Origin of the sequence: Paenibacillus sp. FSL H7-0703, assembly GCF_038003485.1 — a bacterium.
Taxonomy (GTDB): Bacteria; Bacillota; Bacilli; order Paenibacillales; family Paenibacillaceae; genus Paenibacillus; species Paenibacillus polymyxa_B.
This window is the reverse complement of the sequence record NZ_JBBOPF010000001.1, coordinates 4,949,282-4,968,804: the sequence shown is the minus strand read 5'-3', so window position 1 is coordinate 4,968,804 and position 19,523 is coordinate 4,949,282. Positions and strand designations below refer to the sequence as shown.

Below are 19,523 nucleotides of genomic sequence, written 5' to 3'. Positions count from 1 at the left end.
ACTACGTAGTATCCTCATTATAAAAGCCGCTTTTTCCCCCTTCAGGATCAGGTCATGCCAGACCTATAGAGGGGTGAAAAGCGGTTTTTTTAGGTAAACTTACATATACGTATAACAGATATTGAAGATTGACAATGAGCTATTTACTAAATTATCATTACCTTTTAATGTATTTCATAATGAATAGGTGGTGTTCACAAAATGTTTGGAATCGTAAATTATGAAGTATTTTTGCTTACTGGAATCCTCCTAAATCTAATTCCTGGTGCAGACACCATGTATATAATTGGGAAAAGCATTGCACAGGGGAGAAAAGCCGGTGTGTATTCTGTTTTCGGTATCATTAGTGGTTCTTTGATCCATACGTTGTTAGTTGCTTTTGGTTTATCAATTATACTTACAAAGTCAATTATCGTGTTCAACATGATTAAAATAATTGGAGTTATTTATTTAGTTTATCTAGGGGTTAGAATGCTATTAGATAAAACAAATGCAAGTTTTAGAGCATCTGAATCCAATAAACAACACAGCAACAGAAAAACATATCTACAAGGGATGTTGACCAGTCTTACGAATCCCAAGGTTTCTTTGTTTTTCATTGCCTTTCTTCCACAATTTATTGATACAAAGGCTTCTGGGCCCATTCCATTTATCATTTTAGGACTTACATTTTCGTTCACTGGATTGTTATGGTGCTTGTTTATTGCCTATTTTTCCTCTTACATTACCCATAAAATAAAAGTCAACCAAAGGCTTAGCAGCTATTTAAACAAAATAACCGGGATAATCTTCATCGGATTAGGATTAAATCTTCTTCGAACAAAGGCTCCTCAATAGACCTGAATAATTGTTCTCAAATGTTCCACTAACAGGAACGTTTTTGGATTCATCATATGACCGCCTATAGCTAAATGGTGGTCATATTTTTTTCAAGAATCAAAACAGTACAATAACAGCTAAGCTTTCCTCTTCTTCTTGACGCCTTCTTTCCAGTTTTACACATTGTAAATTTCCCATCGAATGGGAACCCAGCACAGTCTGTTTTTTATCCCCATGCATTATTGGGGCCCTGCCGGTCTAGCGATCGGATTTATTTTAATCGTTGCATCGATATTTATATAACGTTGATTGCAAAACATGAGCTATTCCAAAGACCACAATGCGGGCCAGTTGCTCCCATTGTGGTCTTTTTCCTTTTCGCAGGTCAATTATGATCGGTTACCGTCATGGTTTACCTGTAGGCCAATGGATTTGGGGCAGGTGAAAACCTAGCTCATGCTTCGCCCCAGCTGCTCCACCTTGCTCAGCCAATCGTTGCGCTGCTGATCCGATAATTTATTCATGAGATCAATCGCAGTAGAATGCACTGGTTTGACCCCACATAGATGCAGCGTGGAATCCTTCATCATCCGATGCCCAGGCTGTCCCTGGAAAAATCGGTAATACCAGTGCGGACCATCCATCGTTGTAATGAGGCGGGCCGTTCTTCCTTTTAGAAGCTTGTCAGGCAGGGGTTTTCCTTTTTGATACTTAAACGCAAACCCCGGCATAAAGGTACGGTCAATGAATCCTTTCATTAATGCAGGCAAGCTGCCCCACCAGATCGGAAAGACAAAAACGAGATGTTCTGCCCATTTAATCGACTCCTGTGCTTGGATCAAATCAGGTTCCAGCGGCAATTTATTACGATATCCCCCTAATAGATTTGGATTAAAGTCCAACGCGGATAGCTGCAACAAACGAACCTCTGCCCCTGCAGCCTTCGCTCCTTTTACATAGGATTGAGCCAATGCTTCTCCATAACTGCCAGCGACTGGATTCCCTTGAATCACCAATATTTTTTTAGACATATAAGCCACTTCCTACCTTCATATTATGATTTTGGTTAGAAAACACTAACTTTATATTTAAAAAGAAAAGGTCACTACTGACCTTTACTTAATAAAGCAGTTAAACGTTGTTTGACCTCTGCTGCAAATGGAACCAACTGCTGTGGAAGTTCACCTTCCAGGCTGGACACGGACAAGCGTGTAATGGCTCCAATGATGAGCACACCGGATAGCAGAGCATCCTGCTTCGGCAGTTCACCTTGTTGAATCCCCTGTTCGATGAATTCAGTCAACGCCTCCAGCGGCTGACGCACATTCTGGCTCTGGCTTGCTTCAACATACAGCTCATGATGCTGTGATAGTAGAAGCAAACCATACTGGTCCTCATCATGCATATTCAGCACTTCATCCACCAGTTGATGGAAACGACTGACGAAGCTCCCACTCTGCTTGCGATAGAAGTCAATTAATGTGGTGTAGCTATTGCAATATTGCCCGAATACTTCCAAAGCCATCGCATCTTTACTCTTAAAATGCTTATAAATCGCGGCATCCGTCACACCGGCAGCCTCTCCAATTTCTTTGACCGAAATCCCGTCAATTCCTTTGGTTGCAAATAAGCACATCGCTGCCTGCAGAATATCTTTCTTTTTGCTGTCTATATGTGTTTTCTTATTCATAAGATTATAGTAAGTGATAACTAACTAAAATGCAAATTATATTTATGCAGGCTCATTCCTTCTTTAATACCTTCATTTAAAATCTATTGTAATTAACTAAAAATACCATTTTTTATAAGTGGATGTTCTTAAATACGTTAAATGATACGTGTATCATCCCATTTTATTCATATAAAAAAGATATGTAACCGAATAAAACGGGCGCTAGGACAGGTGGGACTCATTATGCTTGAGGTGCATGCAGTCACCCAGCAGGGAAAAGACTCAGGCAGTCTTGGATATGGAGCGACGAGCACATTTCCCCGCTGCAAAAAGTCGTGCAAGCCATCCATGACCAAGGCCCCAAAGATAGTCTACAGCTTTGGCATGTCGGACGCAAAGGCTCGTTGCCCCAAGAAACAGCTATATCTGCCTCTGGGTTGCCTCACCGCGAACAGTATCATCCACTGGATCGCACACTAAACCGAACAATTTCCACAATAATAGGTGTGCCGGGGAGAATTGCTTCCCCTTCGTTAAGGCGAATCGTCAGCGATGCAGGTGTCAGGCTGTACAATGTGCTTTCTTGTATCATTCCATTAATGTATAGATTGGCGTAACTGTTGCTTCCGACATTAAAACGCTGAAAGACCTCCTGTACACCATCTACAGAAAATTGATCTGCCATAATCGTGATTGAAGATTCAATTGTAGCAGGCGCAAAATAAAAATACCGCTCAGCCGTAGGAACAATTTCAATATTTGAAATGTCAGTTGCCGGGCCGGTTGGGCCTGTTATACCTTGGGCTCCAGTAGGGCCCGCTATACCCTGTGCTCCAGTAGGGCCGGGTGCACCTGTTGCACCTGAAATACCTTGAACTCCAGCCGGACCTGGCACTCCTGGCGCTCCCCGTGTTCCTGCTGGACCCTGTATTCCTGGTATTCCTTGGACTCCCGGTGCTCCCGCAGTTCCCGGTATGCCTTGCGCTCCTGCTAAACCTGGAATGCCTTGTACTCCTGTCAAACCAGTTTCACCCTGTAACCCTGTCAAACCGGGAATGCCTTGTGCTCCTGCCGAACCCGGAACACCTCGCTTTCCAGTCTGGCCCATTCTTTTCCTCCGCATGACAGGAATATTTCTACACCGCCGTTGCATGATTAGCTTTGGAAGCTTTTTGGCATGGAAGCCCGTTTTTGTTCTACCTTTGAATGGATAACTTGTTTTACACTTTTTACGTTTGTTGATCTTGCAATGTACAGTTCTCTTTCCTTGCCTTCTTAGTGATGAATCGCGTCTCCTCATACCAGCCGTATACACCTCCTTCTCACATGCTTATTTATGTATTGTATGCATATCCCCCTTTAGGGTTTTAGGCATTTGTAGCATGCCGATCCCAAGTATCCGCTTCCATTTATATTTGTAGCAAAATAGGGCTTCTCCATTTACCCTATTATTAATAGAAAGGTTAATATGCCGTTTCCAAATAGGTTAAAAAATCATTTATTGATTAAGAGCCAGCAAAATGGTTCATACCACAAAGAAAGGAGATAAGAACCATGCCAATCATAAAACCTGTATATACAGCAGTAGCTACTGCTCCCGTAGCAACTGGTGGTGCCGTAACCACGACTGTAACCCCAGCCGTGACTCGTTTTTTTGCAACAATTACAGCCGGGATGATCGGCGCAACAACAACAACTGTTCCTGCCGCAAGCTTTGTTGATGACGCCGATGCTCCAGTTGTTGCTCTGCCGACATTAGCGGCTACGGATTCTGCTAATTATTATATTAATGGAGTGATTCAGCAGAGTTCCTTATTCACCCTAAGCACGGCAAGTCTGGTCATTGACTCCGTAGATATTACACCAGGTGTCCCTGTTGTCATAGAAATATCCGACTTTAGCGGCACGACCTCTACTATCACAACTCCGCCTACCATCTCTGCGCCTACGGTCACTATTATCACTTAACACTTTTCATATTTTTGATTCAAGATGGACTGAACGGTCATTTATGCTGTACATTACCCCGTATAAGCTAGAAAAGACCGCTTCAGATGTCGATATCTGAAGCGGTCTTTTAAATTATATAATCGTTTTCAAATGACTGGGTACTATGATTAAGGCAAAATAGCAAAGGAGCGCACCGGAAATCCGGGGGAATCTTGAATGCTCGGAACGATATTATATATGACCGCGCCCGTCGGGGGCAGCTTGTCCAAATTCGTCAGCACCTCAACCTGATAACGATCTTGCTCCAATATGTAATATTCCCCTACCAGCTTGCCCGCTTTGCGATAAGCTACAGAGGAATCGGTATCTAGTGTTTCATGTCCAATGGCAGCCACATTCCGTTCTTCTACCAAAAAGCGCAGCGCCTCCAGCGACCAGCCCGGGCAGTGTGCTTCTCCGGCGTCGTCCTTGTTTGAGAAGGCATCTGAATCAGGCCAACGTTTGCTCCAATCACTGCGAAAAGCGACAAAGGACTGATCAGCAATGCGTCCATGCTCTTTCTCAAAGTCCAAAATATCCGCAACCGTAAGTTCATAGTCAAAATTGGCTGCAACGGCTGCTGAACGATCAATGACAACTAGCGGCAAAACCAGCTCCTTCAACGAAAGCTCATGCAAGTAACGTTTGCCCTTCACAAAATGAACGGGTGCGTCAATATGAGTCCCATACTGACCCGGAAAGCAGTATTGTTTTACAAAAAAGCCATCGTCGTGGGTAAACAGGGTATCCACCTGAACATTATCGAATACTGAAAAATGGGGGATTTCAGGATAAAAAGCGTGGGACAAATCTACCCACTCTTTTTGCTTCAACAACTTCAAAATATCTGCTAAATGCTCTGCCATGATGCCCATTCCTCCTCAGCTTTATTACAAGCCATTTTACCTGAGGATTCTTCAAAAATCTATAAATCGAAATGAAATCGTTAACATTCTGAGAAAAACACATAAACAATTCCATATATTCATATATACATTTCCTATTCCGTGTGATTGTTAACGTTTTCATTATTACATATACGTCTTGATTGGAAAAAGAAGGGGTCTATTGAATTATATAAAAAATTCGACAAAAATTTTAGTATGTAACTTTTATTATATTAACAAATACTGGAACACAAAGTATGATAGAAAATGTAGAAACCACAGGAGCACCCGGGACTCCCTTCGTTCATCTACTCCATTAATCCAATATACGGAGGTATTTTATGAAAAAGAGATTTTCACTCGGAATCGCAGCAGCTCTACTGTTCACTACTCTGGCTCCTATAGGTGCACCTGCTCATGCAGCCAGCGATATTGGCAAGGAGACGCTCGGCAGCAAAAACGGATGGGCAGCCTTTTCTACAGGCACAACAGGTGGAGCTGCGGCGACTACCTCCAATATTTTCACCGTAACGAATCGCAAACAACTTGTTGATGCCTTAGGCAAAAACAGCAATAGTACGCCTAAAATCATTTATGTCAAAGGCACGATCAACGCCAACGTCGATGACAATAATAAACCGTTAGGATTGAACGACTACAAGGACTCTAAATATGAGTTTGACGCCTACCTCAAAGCGTATGACCCGTCCACATGGGGTAAAAAGGCCCCGTCTGGCACATTGGAAAAGGCACGTGAAGCTTCACAAAAAAATCAGGCCAGTCGTGTCGTCATTGAAATTCCGTCCAATACAACGATTGTCGGTCTGGGAAGCGACGCTGTCATTAACGGCGCAAACTTCCAGCTGAAAAAAGGGACAGACAACGTTATTATCCGTAATATCGAATTCCAGGATGCCTACGATTATTTTCCTCAGTGGGACCCAACGGACGGCAGCACAGGCAATTGGAATTCGGAATATGACAGTATTACAGTTAACGGGGCCACACATGTGTGGGTAGACCACAATACCTTCAATGATGGATCTCACCCCGATAGCCAAAACGGTACCTTTTACGGTCAAGAATACCAGCATCATGATGGACTTCTTGATGTGATTAACCAAGGCGATCTGGTTACGGTTTCTTACAATCATTTTTACGATCATGATAAATCATCGATTATTGGCAACAGTGACAGCAAAACAGCAGACGAAGGGGCTTTACGTGTAACCTTGCATCACAACTATTATGAAAACACGGTACAACGCACACCACGTGTACGGTATGGACAAGTCCATCTGTACAACAATTACTATACAGGTGATGTAAAACGCTCCGAATATCCTTCACTGTATATATGGGGCGCAGGTAAATCCTCCAAAATCTTCGCCGAAAACAATGTCATTGACGTTGCCGGTTTATCTGCAGCTAAAATCGTGACTGTCTTTGGAGGAACTGCCCTGTCAGATACGGGCACAATCCTGAATGGACAAGCTGTTAACGCAGGCTCCAGCGTGGGTCTTAGCTCCTCTGTAGGCTGGAAACCATCGCTGAACGATAAGATTTCCCCATCCGCTAGCGTGAAGGCAGAAGTCACTTCCCAAGCCGGTTCCGGTAAGCTGTAAGCACCGCCCGCTAACACAAATAACTACAGGCTCCTACAACCTGCGATTTTACACCAAAAAGGCTGTTTCCTCCGTAGAATGGATTCCACACGGAGAGAACAGCCCTTTTTTATTTCTCATTGGTTTAGTTATAAATTACGTTGCGCATTAACTGCCGTATTGTTCTACCAAAACCGGCTTTTCAAATGCGTTATCCAACTTGCGAAGTTTAGCCTTTACCGCTTCTGGTGGCTCAACCGCAGGCGCATCTGGATGCAGCAACCATGATTTCACAAAGTGCGTATCGGATAATTGAAAGAGTGGAGGCTCTTTCTCAAAGTCAATTTTCATAGCATAAGAACTGCGGGCTGCAAAAGCATCCCCTACAGGTGGGTGAAGCAGATCCGGAGGGGTTCCCGGAATAGCTGCCAGCTTCTGACCATGGCTGTCCAAACTTGGCATAGAAGCGAGAAGGCCCCATGTATATGGATGTTTCGGGTTGTAGAAAATTTCATTAACCGTACCTGTTTCCACGATTTGTCCTGCGTACATAACGGCAACACGGTCCGCCATCTTCGCCACAACACCGAGGTCATGCGTAATAAAGATGATGGAAGTATCGATCTTTTTCTGAAGATCCTTCATCAGCTCCAAAATTTGAGCTTGAATCGTTACGTCCAACGCAGTCGTCGGCTCATCGGCAATCAGAAGTTTCGGATTAGCAGCCAATGCCATCGCAATGACGACACGTTGACGCATACCGCCACTAAATTCATGCGGATATTGGTTAAAACGCTGTTCAGGATGTGGAATACCTACCAGATTCAGCAACTCAATACCCCGCTTGCGAGCAGCATCCTTGGATATTTTTTCATGCTTGAAAAGCACTTCCGTGATCTGCTTGCCGACTTTCATCGTCGGGTTTAGCGAAGTCATTGGGTCCTGAGAAATCAGGCCAATTTCCTTACCACGAATTTTTTGCATCTGCTTTTCTGTTTTATTAATCAGCTCTTGTCCGTCAAACATAATTTGACCCTTTTGATAGATGCCCGGAGGGGTCGGAATCAACTTCATAACAGCTTGTGAGGTTACGCTTTTGCCTGAGCCGGATTCGCCCACAATCGCCAGCGTCTCTCCTTTATTGACATGAAAGTTTACGCCACGAATGGCCTGCACTAGTCCCTGACGGGTCTTGAAAGATATCGTTAAGTCCTTCACTTCCAAAAGGCGGTTCATCTCATCACTCTTTCATTTATTATTCATCACTATTATTGACCACTATCTAAAAAAACGACGTCCAGGAGTCAAGGTATATACGATTAATTTTACTCAGTTTACTACCTACCAGTCAAGCTATATCTAAAATATCATCAAAAACCTGTCATTACATGTTATATAAATGGGATGTTTGTCCAAAAAAACAATCATTTTTAACCATTTCTGTACTCATTTATAACATGCGCTGGATATAGCTGAAGCGCGCTCCACCCAATGGCGAACGGGTGCAGAGTAGTTCTCCGTTCAATCGGGTAGCAATTTGACGACAAATAGCCAATCCAAGACCTGTGACACCATTCGAGCCTGCATAGAATCTTCCGAATACCTCTGCTGCCTCTTGTTCGGTCAGCCCTTCCCCATCATCATCCACATGCATAACCCATACAACCTCCGATGTTGTCCCTGTCTCCAAATGAATGACAACCTCCGTAGAGGTGTGCCGAACTGCATTTTGCAACAAATTCAACATCATACGGAACAATTGCTCGGCCGGAACGGCCACATGCAGGCCCTCTCCCTCCACTCGAAGCGAGATAGAACGTTCAGCAGCCACCGGCATCAATAGATGAACAGCATCCTCCGCCATGCTTCTAAGATCAACGAGAGAGACAGGCCATTCCTCATTCAGCGCTTCCAGCCTTGATAGCTGCAGCAGCTTTTCCACCATGTCAATTAACCGCTGGGACTGCACTTTGATGATACTCAGCCCCTCGTCCTGGGATACCACTTGATCCTGAATGGCATATACATAGCCTTGAATGGACATTAACGGTGTCCTTAGCTCGTGAGATACATTTTGTAGAAATTCAATTTGACCCTGGTGGTGCTGCTGAATACGGGCGGACATGGAATGAAAGGTACCGATCAGCTCGCCAATCTCACTTTTATCCGCCTGCGGAAAATCACTATCCTGTGGCTGATTCGGTTCGTAGTTGCCTACCGCCTCTTTCAATCGTTTGAGTGGACGCACTAGACGTGAGACAACCATCAGACCAATGACGAGAATCACCAAAAACCCCGCGATGATAGACAGTAATGTGGTTCTCATTAACGGTACATACAGTGCTCTCAAGGAAGATAAGGGTGAGTATACAAAAATACGAAAAGGTTGTCCGGGCAATTCTTCATTCGTAAACAGTACCTTTTTACCTTGAAGCACAGCTACCCCTTCATGTGTAGCGGTCAGATCCTGGGGAGACGGATGAACCGATGCAAAAAATCCCTGGCGGATCAAAAGCAAACGCTCGATCTTTTTGCCTTCCATTCCAGAGACGCTTGAGTCGATGATACGGTTATCCGTGCTTAAAATAAAGTAATCGGCAGATAAAAGCACGCCCTTGATAACATAGTTGAATTCAGCATTATCCAGTCGATCAAATCCTCCGTCGCTCATAATATGGACGGCTTTGCGCGCCTGCTCATGAAGCTTGGATTTAGCCTGATTCACCAGAATGTCGTCGATAAGCCTGATGAATAAAACGACCGTAATACAGACGGTAATAAGCATGGCGATGGACAGGGAAAGCAGTATTTTAGCTCTCATCGTACGCATGGTTACAACTCCTGAACCGTTGCTTTATAGCCGAAACCCCATACGGTGTTAATGACGAGCGTAGAGTGATATTCAGCTAACTTTTTACGAATCCGTTTGACCAGATCATCCACGACTCTCACATCACCTATAAAATCATAGCTCCACACCTGCTGAATCAGATGTTCTCTGCCAAAAGGTCTCTCCAGATGATTCGCAAGAAACAGCAGCAGGTCGAATTCACGTGAGGTCAAATTCAACTCTTGTCCGTCCACTGTGACTTTACGAAAGTCAGCAAAAATACACAGATTGCCCGCATGGCATATATCTGCGCTTTCTGCCGCTTGCCTATCGTCCGATGCAGACATTCCGGCCTTGCTCAGCCTCAGCATCGCTTTGACCCTTCCTACCAACTCTCTTGGATTAAAGGGCTTGGTCAAAAAATCGCTGCATCCCAGCTCCAGTCCGTGAATACGGTCGTTTTCTTCTCCACGGGCAGAGATCATAATGATCGGCATTTCTGTAAAATCACGAAGCTGAGTCAGTAGAGAAAGCCCATCAATGCCAGGCATCATAATATCAAGAACGAGACAATCCGGACGGTTCGTACGGATATGCTCTACCAGTGTTTTACCACTGGAAAAGGAAGTGACCTCGTAGGATTCTTTTTTCAAATATTCAGATATTAATTGCAAAATGAACACATCGTCATCCACTACTACTATTTTTGTCATGGCCTTAACCCCTTGCCGTTGTTCTGGATGCTTCCATCCTCTCTTTAAGCTTAACAGAAGCCCAGCAGAATAGACAAAAGACGGGTATACCGTTCCCGGTCCCGTCTTTCTTATCATGAATCGCTGCTGTATATGCCAGGCGAGCTGAAAGCTAATTACACATCAATCTTATTTCTTGGTTGTTACTACTTTAGCAGCTGTTTTTGGCGCTGTTTTCACTGTTTTTGCTGGGACGACTTTCTTAACTGGAGCTTTGTGGGTCACTTTTTTAGCTACGGCATGATGTGCACGAGTTTTATGAGTTGTTGCTTTGTGTTTAACAACATTATGTTTTTTTGCATGATGTTTAACTGTACGGTGCTGCACTTTCACTGCTTTTGTTTTGTGGCTTGCCACTTTTTTCGCAACGGATTTTTTGGCAGGGGCTTTCTTCGCTTTGGTTGTTGTTTTATGAGCTGTTGCAACTTTTTTAACGGGTGCTTTCACCACAGGTGTTTTCGTCACAGGTTCTTTCACCGGTGTTTTGGTAGCCGGAGTCGTAACCGCAGGAGCTTTGATCGCTGGTGCAGTGCTCGCTGGAGTCGTTGTTGCTGTAGCAGCGAATGCACTGCTTGCTCCTCCCAGTACACTTACTACGGTCAATACAGCTGCTGCATTTTTAGTCCATTTTTTCATGATTGAATCACCTCTCCTTTAAAGTATCTTTAGCTTATCAGGAGAATTCGGGATAATTGTGGAGCAAATGTGTGAAAAGTATATGAAATAGCGTGCAGACTCATGTATTTAGAAAATACATGAGTCTGCACGCTATGAGTTTTACAATAACCATCTTCCTAACCAATGGCGATCCAGGAAATAATACCGTAGTTATGCGCGGTTTCGTTCCACTTGGTTACGACGATCACTGCTCCATTCGGCGTCTGAGATTTCAGCGTCGCATGAAAGAGAGGGTGGTTCGTCATCGCTACCAACGTGTAGTCTGGGTTTACAAAAGGCTCCCCGAATACAATGGTCACTTCCGTCTCTCCTTCACTACCTTTCAAAAGAAACGGCGCTCTGCCAAACTGCTGCAATGCGGGCTGATTCGCACAAGTACGAACCGGAGTGATGCTCAAATGCTCCGGCTTCACTGCGTTCAGTTCCAGCTCACGTGAGCCTACAGAGCCTTCCACCAGATGATGACCTTCAATGCTCTGCTCTGCCACATGATGGCTTTGTACCGCAGCAGCCTGCAGATGCTCTGGTCCCACAGCTTCCGGGCTCAGTACCTCGCTGTCGACGGCCTGAGCTTGCAGATGGCTGCGAGATACACTGTTTGCCTGAAGTCTGTCGCCACTGACACCTTCCTCCGGCAAAAGTCCCGAGAGATGAATATCTGTGGACAGCTGAGCCAGTGTCACTGAGCCCGGTTTTAGGTGATGCGAATCAATAACTTCCTCTCCAATGTGGTGGCTTTCAATAGCTTCCTCAGCCACATGGCGGGACTGTATCGTTCCGTCTGCCAACTTGCTGGACGTCACCGCTCCTTCCTGTATAGCATCCTCAGCCACCGCCTGCCAACCTACATGCTGTGGCTGAATAGCCCCTGCTTGCAGATGTTCCGACTGGACTGAATCCAGCGCGATATGCCTGGACTGCACCACGCCCTCTGCCAGTGCTGACCCTTGGATCGCCCCCTCGGCCAAATGCTGAGCGTGTACGGCATGCTCCGTCAAATGCACGGAGTTTACGCTGGCTTCTGCCAGATTCGAAGCACGCACCGCCCGAAGCGCAAGCTTCTCAGCGTTCACGCTGCCTGCCTGAAGCGCGTGAACCGATATACTCCCCGGCGCAATATGCCGAGTCAGCACTGCCGAAGCCTGCAAATGGTCAGAGGTGACGGATTCAGGAGCCAGATGGCTCGACTGGATGGACTCTTCTGCCAAGTGATTGGCTTGCACCGCTTCGTCTGTAATGTGCCACGGCTGGACCGAATGAGGAGATATTTTGGCAGCAGTCACGCCATCATCCGCCAGTTTATCGGACGTAACGGACTCATTCTGCAAAGCATCAGTCGATATTGCTTGTGAGGCGATATGCACACCCTGAATGGTTCCAAGGTGCAGGTGGTGCGGCTGAATCGACTCCGGTGCGATATGCACGGACTTCACTGCCCCCTCTGCCAGCGCTCTGTCCTGTACTGCGCCAGGTGCCAAGTGCCGGGGGTGTACGGCATGCTCAGACAACTGTGAAGGGCCGACGCTTCCTTCCGCTAGATTCGTAGCTTGCACCGAGCGTGCCGCCAGCTTTTCCGAGGTGACGCTTTCTGCTTGAAGCGCACGACCTGACACACTGTCCGGGGCCAGATGGCTCGCAAATACCGAGGAAGCCTGTAAATGATCAGAGGTGACGGATTCAGGAGCCAGATGGCTCGACTGGATGGACTCTTCTGCCAAGTGATTGGCTTGCACCGCTTCGTCTGTAATGTGCCATGGCTGGACTGAGTGGGCAGACAGCTTGGCGGCAGTCACGCCCTCATCCGCCAATTTGTCGGACGTAACGGATTCATTCTGCAAAGCATCGGTCGATATCGCCTGTGAGGCGATATGCACACCCTGAATGGTTCCCATTTGCAGATGATGCGACTGGATGGACTCCGGTGCGATATGCACGGACTTTACTACCCCTTCTGCCAGCGCTCTGTCCTGTACTGCGCCAGGTGCCAAATGTCGGGGGTGTACGGCATGCTCAGACAACTGTGAAGGGCCGACGCTTCCTTCCGCTAGATTCGTAGCTTGCACCGAGCGTGCCGCCAGCTTTTCCGAGGTGACGCTTTCTGCTTGAAGTGCACGACCTGACACACTGTCCGGGGCCAGATGGCTCGCAAACACCGAGGAAGCCTGTAAATGGGCAGAGCTGACGGATTCCGGGGCCAAATGGTTGGACTGGATGGACTCTTCTGCCAAATGATTGGCTTGCACCGCTTCGTCTGTAATGTGCCATGACTGGACTGAGTGGGCAGACAGCTTGGCGGCAGTCACGCCCTCATCCGCCAATTTGTCGGACGTAACGGATTCATCCTGTAAAGCATCGTTCGATATGGCCTGTGAGGCGATATGCACACCCTGAATGGTTCCCGTTTGCAGATGGTGCGGCTGAATGGACTCCGGTGCAATATGCACGGACTTTACTACCCCTTCTGCCAGCGCTCTGTCCTGTACTGCGCCGGGTGCCAAATGCCGGGGATGTATCGCCTGCGCAGACAGATGTGAAGGGCCGACGCTGCCTTCCGCGAGATTTAACGCTCGCACCGAGTGTACCGCCAGTTTTTCCGAGGTGACGCTTTCTGCTTGAAGCGCACTACTGGATACGCTATCCGAGGCCAGATGGCTCGCAAGCACCGTCGAAGCCTGCAAATGGGCAGATCTGACGGATTCCCGGGCCAAATGGTTGGACTGGACAGCCTCTTCTGCCAAATGATTGGCTTGCACCGCTTCGTCTGTAATGTGCCACGACTGGACCGAGTGGGCTGACAGCTTGGCGGCAGTCACGCCCTCATCCACCAGCTTGTCGGACGTAACGGACTCATCCTGCAAAGCATCGGTCGATATCGCCTGTGAGACGATATGCACACCCTGAATGGTTCCCGTTTGCAGATGATGCGACTGGATGGACTCCGGTGCGATGTGCACGGATTTCACTGCCCCTTCTGCTAGCGCTCTGTCCTGTACTGCGCCCGTTGCCAAGTGCCGGGTGTGTATCGCTTGCGTGGACAGATGTGGAGGGCCGACACTGCCTTCTGCGAGATTCGTCGCTTGCACCGAGTGTGCCGCCAGCTTTTCCGAGGTGATGCTTTCTGCTTGAAGCGCACTACTAGATACGCTATCTGGAGCCAGATGGCTCGCAAGCACCGCTGAAGCCTGCAAATGGGCAGAGGTGACAGATTCCCGGGCCAGATGATTGGACTGGACGGCTTCTTCTGCCAGATGTTTGGCTTGCACCGCTTCGTCTGTAATGTGCCACGGCTGGACCGAGTGGGCTGACAGCTTGGCGGCAGTCACACCCTCATCCACCAGTTTATCGGATGTAACGGACTCATCCTGCAAAGCATCGGTCGATATGGACTGTGACGCGATGTGCTCTCCCTGAATGGTTCCAATTTGCAGATGATGTGGCTGAATGGATTCCGGTGCGATGTGCACGGACTTCACTGCCCCCTCTGCCAGTGCTCTATCCTGTACTGCTCCAGCTGCCAGATGCCGAGTGTGCACCGACTGCGCAGAAAGATGTGAAGGGCCGATGCTGCCTTCCGCGAGGTTCATTCCTTGTACCGAGCGCGCTGCCAGCTTTTCCGAGGTGACGCTTTCCGCTTGAAGCGCACGACCGGACACACTATCCGGGGCCAAATGTCTCGTGAGCACCGAGGAAGCCTGTAGATGCACCGAGGTGACCGCTCCTGCAGCCAGATGTGCCGAATCCACGGCCGCCACAGCCAAATGGTTGCTTTGTACAGCTTCGTCCATAATATGTCCGGACTGCACGGCATGGGCAGAAAGTTTGGTGGGAGTTACGCTTCCCTCCGACAGTTTGGCAGAGGTGACCGATTCATCCTGTAAGGCCGGAGTCGCTATAGCCTGCAATGCGATATGCTCTCCCTGAATGACCCCGCTTTGCAAGTGCTCCGATTGGATGGATTCGGGCGCAAGATGTACAGACTTTACAGCGTTCTGGGCTAATTCCGTCTCCTGCACTGCTCCTGCAGCCAAATGCTGAGTGTGTACGGCTTGCGCAGCCAAATGTCCGGGACCCACGCTGTTTTCTGCCAGATTGGAAGCCTGCACAGCACGGGCCGCTAGCTTCTCAGAGGTGACACTTTCTGACTGAAGTGCATGACCGGATACACTGTCGGGGGCGAGGTGTTTGGTTTGGACCGATGCAGATTGCAAATGATTAGAGGTGACAGATTCCGGAGCGAGATGATTCGCCTCCACCGCTTCAACAGCCAGATGGTTACTCTGCACCGCTTTATCCGTAATATGCCACGGCTGCACGGAACGAGCAGACAGCTTAGAGGAAGTGACACTACCCTCAGCTAACTTAGGAGCCGTAATCGCCAAATCATTGATTTTATCCGTGGCCACACTTTCCGGCGATAGTTTCAGTGAAGTAACGGCATGATCCTGCAAATGATGGGAGTACACCGCTCCGCTGGCCAAATGCGCGGTTTGAACAGCGCCTTCCCCTAGTATGTCTGCGGTAACGGACTGTTCTTGCAAAGCCGAGGTTCCAACACTGTCTTCCCCAAGATGTTTGCTCAGCACAGAACTCTGGGCCAGATGGGTCGAGTCGACGGATTGAGCCTGCAATGCCTTTCCACCCACACTGTTGTCGGCAAGGTGGTTTTCACGAATTCCCCCCGTTGCAATGTGTGCGTGTGTAATGGCTTGAGGGGCAATCTTATTTCCAGTTACCGCTCCTGTGGCAATTTTAGGTTCTGTCACTGCTTCGTCAGCAATTTTGTCAGACTTAATCGCGCTCGAAGCAATGTGATTTTCCTTGACAGCCTGATTCGCCACATGGTGTTCCAACACTGCCCCCTTCCCTAATTTTTCGCTCGTCACAGCCCCGGAATGCAAATGTTGCTCCGTAACCGCCTCCGATGCAATATGATCTTTTCGAATGATTTCCGACTGGAGGTGTACGGAAGAGACTGCCTCCGGAGAAATTTGGGGACCTTGTATGGCTGCTGTAGCAATATGTCTGGTAAGTACCGCCTCGTCGGCAATTTTGTGTGGTAAAATGCTCTGATCCGATATCTTGGATGAAGTGACGGATTGATCGACAATTTGCAATGAGCCTACAGACTGATCTGCCAGTTTATTGGACTGAATGCTCCGATCCGCCAGGTGGCGGGCTGTCACTTGGCCCGTTCCAATCTGCTCTTCCCCGATGGAGCCAGGACTCAGATGCTTTCTTTCAATTGCTCCAGCCTGAATGTGCGCACTGGTCACTGCCTCAGACTCCAGATGACGCCCGCTGACAACGCCTTCCTCCAATTGTTCCTTGCCCACAATTCCATTGGATAGCTGCTTGCGATTAATCGAACCAGGGGCCAGATGCCTTGCATGAACGGCATGCTCGGTCAGGTGTGCACTCTCAATGCTGCCAGCTTGGATTTTAGCTCCATCCACAGCACCATCCCGCAGTTTGGAAGTGGTCACAGATTGATCACCCAGCTTGGAGCTGTCGACAGCTTCATTAGCCAAATTGTTCGATTGAATCGTACCACTGCGAATTTTATCCGAGGTGACCGACTGATCTTGAAGCATATCTGAAGACACGATCCATTGCTTGAAGTGACGGCTCTCAATGGAGCCATTCGCAATATGATCACCGCTGATAATCTTATCAGCCAGCTTCTCAGGAGTGATGCTGCCATCTCGAAGTTTTTCACCACCGATGGAGCGATCCTGCAATTTACTGCCTGACACCGATGCGTCCGACAGATGTTCCACCGTAATGGAGTCTGCGGCAATCTTCGAAGAAGTCACAGCACCGTCGGCTATCTTAATCGTTTGAACGGCATAATCCGCCAGAGATTCCGTGTGGATGCTCTCTTGTTTCAGCTTGCTGAAATCTATGGAAGCGGGAGCGATCTTCTCACCCGTCACAGCGAAATCGCTCAAATCGTCTGTATAGATGAAAGCATTGTTTACATGTGGGGCCTTCTTATTGCTCAAAATTTCCTCCACATCAATTGGATCAGGTTCTGGCTCTGGCTCCAGCTCTGGTTCTGGTTCTGGTTCTAGCTCTTGGGGTTCCTCTATCGACACTTGAGTCTCCTCAGCATCCGCACCTTCAACCTCTGTCTCATGCGAAACCTCGATTTCAGGTTCGACAACAGTCTGTAGCTCCGGCTCCTCTTTGATTGGGGGAGGCGGAGAAGCAACTTGATGAAGTCTTGCTTCTGTCTCCCTCTCCGCAGGCTGTGGCTTCACGCGCTGTATCATACTTAATTCATTCATATCCGGGTCAATTACACTATAGAGCGGCTTTTTGTTTCTTATGGTTTTGCGGCTCTTATTCTTCAAGCAGCTCTCTCCCTTCTCGTATTTATCGTTACAGCATCATATGCAGGCCCTTAGGCACTTGCCACCCCGTGCAAGGATACACTTTTGGGTAAAAAGGATACTTACTGAAATCCACGTTTGAAAAAAAATAGTTAAAAGTTAAAATAGTAAGGGTGAAGATCGCTACAAGAAGAGAGGAATTACAATAACATGATTATCAAACCAAGAACACGTGGCTTTATCTGCACCACTGCTCATCCGGTGGGCTGTGCCCAACATGTTCAGGAGCAAATTGACTATGTACAGGCCCTTCCTGCTATCCAGGGACCCCGTAATGTACTTGTGATCGGGGCATCTGCCGGATATGGGTTGGCTTCTCGCATTACTGCCGCCTTCGGTGCGCGTGCCAATACAATTGGTGTATATCGCCCTAGTAATGCTACTGCCACACGTACAGCATCGGCAGGCTGGTACAATTCTGCTGCATTTGAAAAAGCTGCTCAGGAAGCTGGGCTTAAATCCTTAAGCGTGACAGGCGATGCCTTCTCGGATGAGGTCAAAGCCAAAACGGTGGAAGCCATTCGCGAAGAACTGGGACAAGTCGATCTGGTGGTTTACAGTGTCGCTTCAGGTCGTCGTACAAATCCTCGCACAGGCGAAACGTTTAATTCCGTGCTCAAACCTATTGGTAAGCCTTACACAAACAAGACCGTTAACTTCCACACCGGGGAAGTCAGCAGCGTGACGCTTGAACCCGCAACAGAAGAAGAAGTACAAGCAACGGTAGAGGTTATGGGTGGTGAAGACTGGAAATTGTGGATTGACGCCTTGCGTGAAGGCGGTGTATTGGCTGATACTGCAACAACCTTCTCCTTTTCGTATATTGGTTCAGATATTACGCAAGCCATCTACAGAGAAGGCAGTATCGGAAGTGCAAAGGATCATTTGGAGGAGACAGCGCATCAGCTGAACGATCAGCTGAAAGTTACAGGCGGACGCGCCTTCGTCGCAGTCACCAAAGGACTCGTTACCCAATCTAGCTCCGCTATCCCTGTCGTTCCTCTGTATATTTCTGCTTTATATAAGGTAATGAAGGAAAAAAGGCTGCATGAAGGGTGCGTAGAACAGAGCTACCGCCTGTTTGCTGAGCGTCTGTACGCACCAGAAACTCCTGTAGATGAAGAAGGACGTATTCGTATTGATGATTGGGAACTGCGCGAAGACGTACAGGCAGAGGTTGAGAAGATATGGGAGGCGCTGACGACCAACAATATCTACGAATTGTCAGATCTTGAAGGATATCGTCACGAATTTTTCCAACTGTTCGGCTTTGAGTTCGAGGGCGTAGACTATGATGCTGACATCGATCCCATCGTAAATATTCCTAACGTGCGCTAAGTCTTTTCATATCGTCATTATGTCAGAAAAACAAAAAAAGCTGTTCTCCAGCAGAGAAACATTTCGTTCTGCATGGAGGACAGCTTTTGTTTTTTAATTAAAAGGGACACTTGTGTCCGCTTTGAACTGCAAAATGAAGCAAACATTGCAATTTTAAATTTCATTTGATATTGTACCAGTAGGCATAGCAAAGTCCCTCTTCCTGACAAGAGGGTAAACACAGTTGGACAAGTCCTACCTTGACTGACCGTGATACTATTTGCTCAGCCCATCACAACCATATAAGGAGGTGTACAACATGGCAAAAGACGTTCTGTGTGAAGTCAATTCATGTACGTACTGGGCCCAAGAAAATAAATGTAGCGCTAGCTCCATTTATATCGTAAGCAACAGACCTGAAGACACTCACAAATCCGAAGAAACAGACTGCAAAACCTTCGAAGCCAAGTAAATCTTTGATTTCAAGCCTAAGCTTTATAATGAAGGAGCCCATGCCCGGGTTCCTTCTTTCTTATGATATTCTAACAAGAATGATAATTATTATCAAGTCCTTTTTCGGTAC

At 47.4% G+C, this 19,523-nt stretch carries 14 protein-coding genes; 5 read left to right on the top strand and 9 right to left on the bottom strand.

Annotated features, from left to right (window positions below; translation table 11 throughout):
* Window positions 1-201: 201 nt before the first annotated feature.
* Complete coding sequence (locus MHB46_RS22325) at window positions 202-837, top strand: LysE family translocator (RefSeq protein WP_071642325.1); 636 nt, start codon at window positions 202-204, stop codon at window positions 835-837.
* 431 nt (window positions 838-1,268) lie between these two features.
* Here MHB46_RS22325 and MHB46_RS22320 read toward each other — a convergent pair whose 3' ends face one another.
* From MHB46_RS22320 to MHB46_RS22310, 3 genes are all read right to left on the bottom strand, one after another.
* Window positions 1,269-1,850, bottom strand: a complete 582-nt coding sequence (locus MHB46_RS22320) for an NAD(P)H-dependent oxidoreductase (RefSeq protein WP_165178639.1) — start codon at window positions 1,848-1,850, stop codon at window positions 1,269-1,271.
* A 74-nt stretch (window positions 1,851-1,924) separates the two neighbouring features.
* Window positions 1,925-2,509, bottom strand: coding sequence for a TetR/AcrR family transcriptional regulator (locus MHB46_RS22315; RefSeq protein ID WP_165178640.1), 585 nt, complete (start codon window positions 2,507-2,509; stop codon window positions 1,925-1,927).
* A 439-nt stretch (window positions 2,510-2,948) separates the two neighbouring features.
* Entirely contained in the window at window positions 2,949-3,599 is a 651-nt protein-coding gene (locus tag MHB46_RS22310) for a DUF4183 domain-containing protein (RefSeq protein WP_341163451.1), read from the bottom strand.
* Between the two features lie 446 nt (window positions 3,600-4,045).
* Between MHB46_RS22310 and MHB46_RS22305 the strand changes: the two genes are divergently transcribed.
* The gene (locus tag MHB46_RS22305) at window positions 4,046-4,459 is read left to right on the top strand and encodes a DUF4183 domain-containing protein (protein WP_341163450.1); all 414 of its coding nucleotides are present in this window, start codon (window positions 4,046-4,048) and stop codon (window positions 4,457-4,459) included.
* Window positions 4,460-4,608: 149 nt separating this feature from the next.
* Here MHB46_RS22305 and MHB46_RS22300 read toward each other — a convergent pair whose 3' ends face one another.
* On the bottom strand, window positions 4,609-5,346 hold the full coding sequence (locus tag MHB46_RS22300) for a cyclase family protein (RefSeq protein ID WP_341163449.1): 738 nt from the start codon (window positions 5,344-5,346) through the stop codon (window positions 4,609-4,611).
* A gap of 362 nt (window positions 5,347-5,708) precedes the next feature.
* Here MHB46_RS22300 and MHB46_RS22295 point away from each other — a divergent pair, with 362 nt between their 5' ends.
* Window positions 5,709-6,992 carry a pectate lyase family protein gene (locus MHB46_RS22295; RefSeq protein WP_341163448.1) on the top strand — a complete coding sequence of 428 codons (1,284 nt, stop codon included), beginning with the start codon at window positions 5,709-5,711 and terminating at the stop codon, window positions 6,990-6,992.
* Between the two features lie 147 nt (window positions 6,993-7,139).
* Here MHB46_RS22295 and MHB46_RS22290 read toward each other — a convergent pair whose 3' ends face one another.
* The 5 genes from MHB46_RS22290 to MHB46_RS22270 form a co-directional block, all read right to left on the bottom strand.
* Window positions 7,140-8,207, bottom strand: coding sequence for an ABC transporter ATP-binding protein (locus tag MHB46_RS22290; RefSeq protein WP_013311421.1), 1,068 nt, complete (start codon window positions 8,205-8,207; stop codon window positions 7,140-7,142).
* A 214-nt stretch (window positions 8,208-8,421) separates the two neighbouring features.
* Window positions 8,422-9,801: a sensor histidine kinase gene (locus MHB46_RS22285; protein ID WP_341163447.1), complete on the bottom strand. Its 1,380-nt coding sequence runs from the start codon at window positions 9,799-9,801 to the stop codon at window positions 8,422-8,424.
* Between the two features lie 2 nt (window positions 9,802-9,803).
* A complete protein-coding gene (locus tag MHB46_RS22280; protein ID WP_103049395.1) occupies window positions 9,804-10,514 on the bottom strand; it encodes a response regulator transcription factor in 711 nt (236 codons plus the stop codon).
* 168 nt (window positions 10,515-10,682) lie between these two features.
* Window positions 10,683-11,189 (bottom strand): hypothetical protein, encoded by a 507-nt coding sequence (locus tag MHB46_RS22275; RefSeq protein ID WP_165178647.1) that lies wholly within the window; start codon window positions 11,187-11,189, stop codon window positions 10,683-10,685.
* A gap of 158 nt (window positions 11,190-11,347) precedes the next feature.
* On the bottom strand, window positions 11,348-17,584 hold the full coding sequence (locus MHB46_RS22270; RefSeq protein ID WP_341163446.1) for a WIAG-tail domain: 6,237 nt from the start codon (window positions 17,582-17,584) through the stop codon (window positions 11,348-11,350).
* Window positions 17,585-17,773: 189 nt separating this feature from the next.
* On the opposite strand from MHB46_RS22270, the gene fabV reads away from it, so the two are divergent.
* The gene (gene fabV / locus MHB46_RS22265; protein ID WP_341163445.1) at window positions 17,774-18,961 is read left to right on the top strand and encodes an enoyl-ACP reductase FabV; all 1,188 of its coding nucleotides are present in this window, start codon (window positions 17,774-17,776) and stop codon (window positions 18,959-18,961) included.
* 298 nt (window positions 18,962-19,259) lie between these two features.
* Window positions 19,260-19,412: a DUF1540 domain-containing protein gene (locus tag MHB46_RS22260; RefSeq protein WP_013311427.1), complete on the top strand. Its 153-nt coding sequence runs from the start codon at window positions 19,260-19,262 to the stop codon at window positions 19,410-19,412.
* Window positions 19,413-19,523: the final 111 nt, after the last annotated feature.

Excerpts from the sequence above, each read along its gene's own strand:
- MHB46_RS22300 (WP_341163449.1), bottom strand. The coding sequence starts at position 5,346 with ATGGCAGAGCATTTAGCAGATATTTTGAAGTTGTTGAAGCAAAAAGAG.
- MHB46_RS22315 (WP_165178640.1), bottom strand. The coding sequence starts at position 2,509 with ATGAATAAGAAAACACATATAGACAGCAAAAAGAAAGATATTCTGCAG.
- MHB46_RS22295 (WP_341163448.1), top strand. The coding sequence starts at position 5,709 with ATGAAAAAGAGATTTTCACTCGGAATCGCAGCAGCTCTACTGTTCACT.
- MHB46_RS22320 (WP_165178639.1), bottom strand. The coding sequence starts at position 1,850 with ATGTCTAAAAAAATATTGGTGATTCAAGGGAATCCAGTCGCTGGCAGT.
- MHB46_RS22285 (WP_341163447.1), bottom strand. The coding sequence starts at position 9,801 with ATGCGTACGATGAGAGCTAAAATACTGCTTTCCCTGTCCATCGCCATG.
- MHB46_RS22275 (WP_165178647.1), bottom strand. The coding sequence starts at position 11,189 with ATGAAAAAATGGACTAAAAATGCAGCAGCTGTATTGACCGTAGTAAGT.
- MHB46_RS22260 (WP_013311427.1), top strand. The coding sequence starts at position 19,260 with ATGGCAAAAGACGTTCTGTGTGAAGTCAATTCATGTACGTACTGGGCC.
- MHB46_RS22310 (WP_341163451.1), bottom strand. The coding sequence starts at position 3,599 with ATGGGCCAGACTGGAAAGCGAGGTGTTCCGGGTTCGGCAGGAGCACAA.
- MHB46_RS22325 (WP_071642325.1), top strand. The coding sequence starts at position 202 with ATGTTTGGAATCGTAAATTATGAAGTATTTTTGCTTACTGGAATCCTC.
- MHB46_RS22280 (WP_103049395.1), bottom strand. The coding sequence starts at position 10,514 with ATGACAAAAATAGTAGTAGTGGATGACGATGTGTTCATTTTGCAATTA.
- fabV (WP_341163445.1), top strand. The coding sequence starts at position 17,774 with ATGATTATCAAACCAAGAACACGTGGCTTTATCTGCACCACTGCTCAT.
- MHB46_RS22305 (WP_341163450.1), top strand. The coding sequence starts at position 4,046 with ATGCCAATCATAAAACCTGTATATACAGCAGTAGCTACTGCTCCCGTA.
- MHB46_RS22290 (WP_013311421.1), bottom strand. The coding sequence starts at position 8,207 with ATGAACCGCCTTTTGGAAGTGAAGGACTTAACGATATCTTTCAAGACC.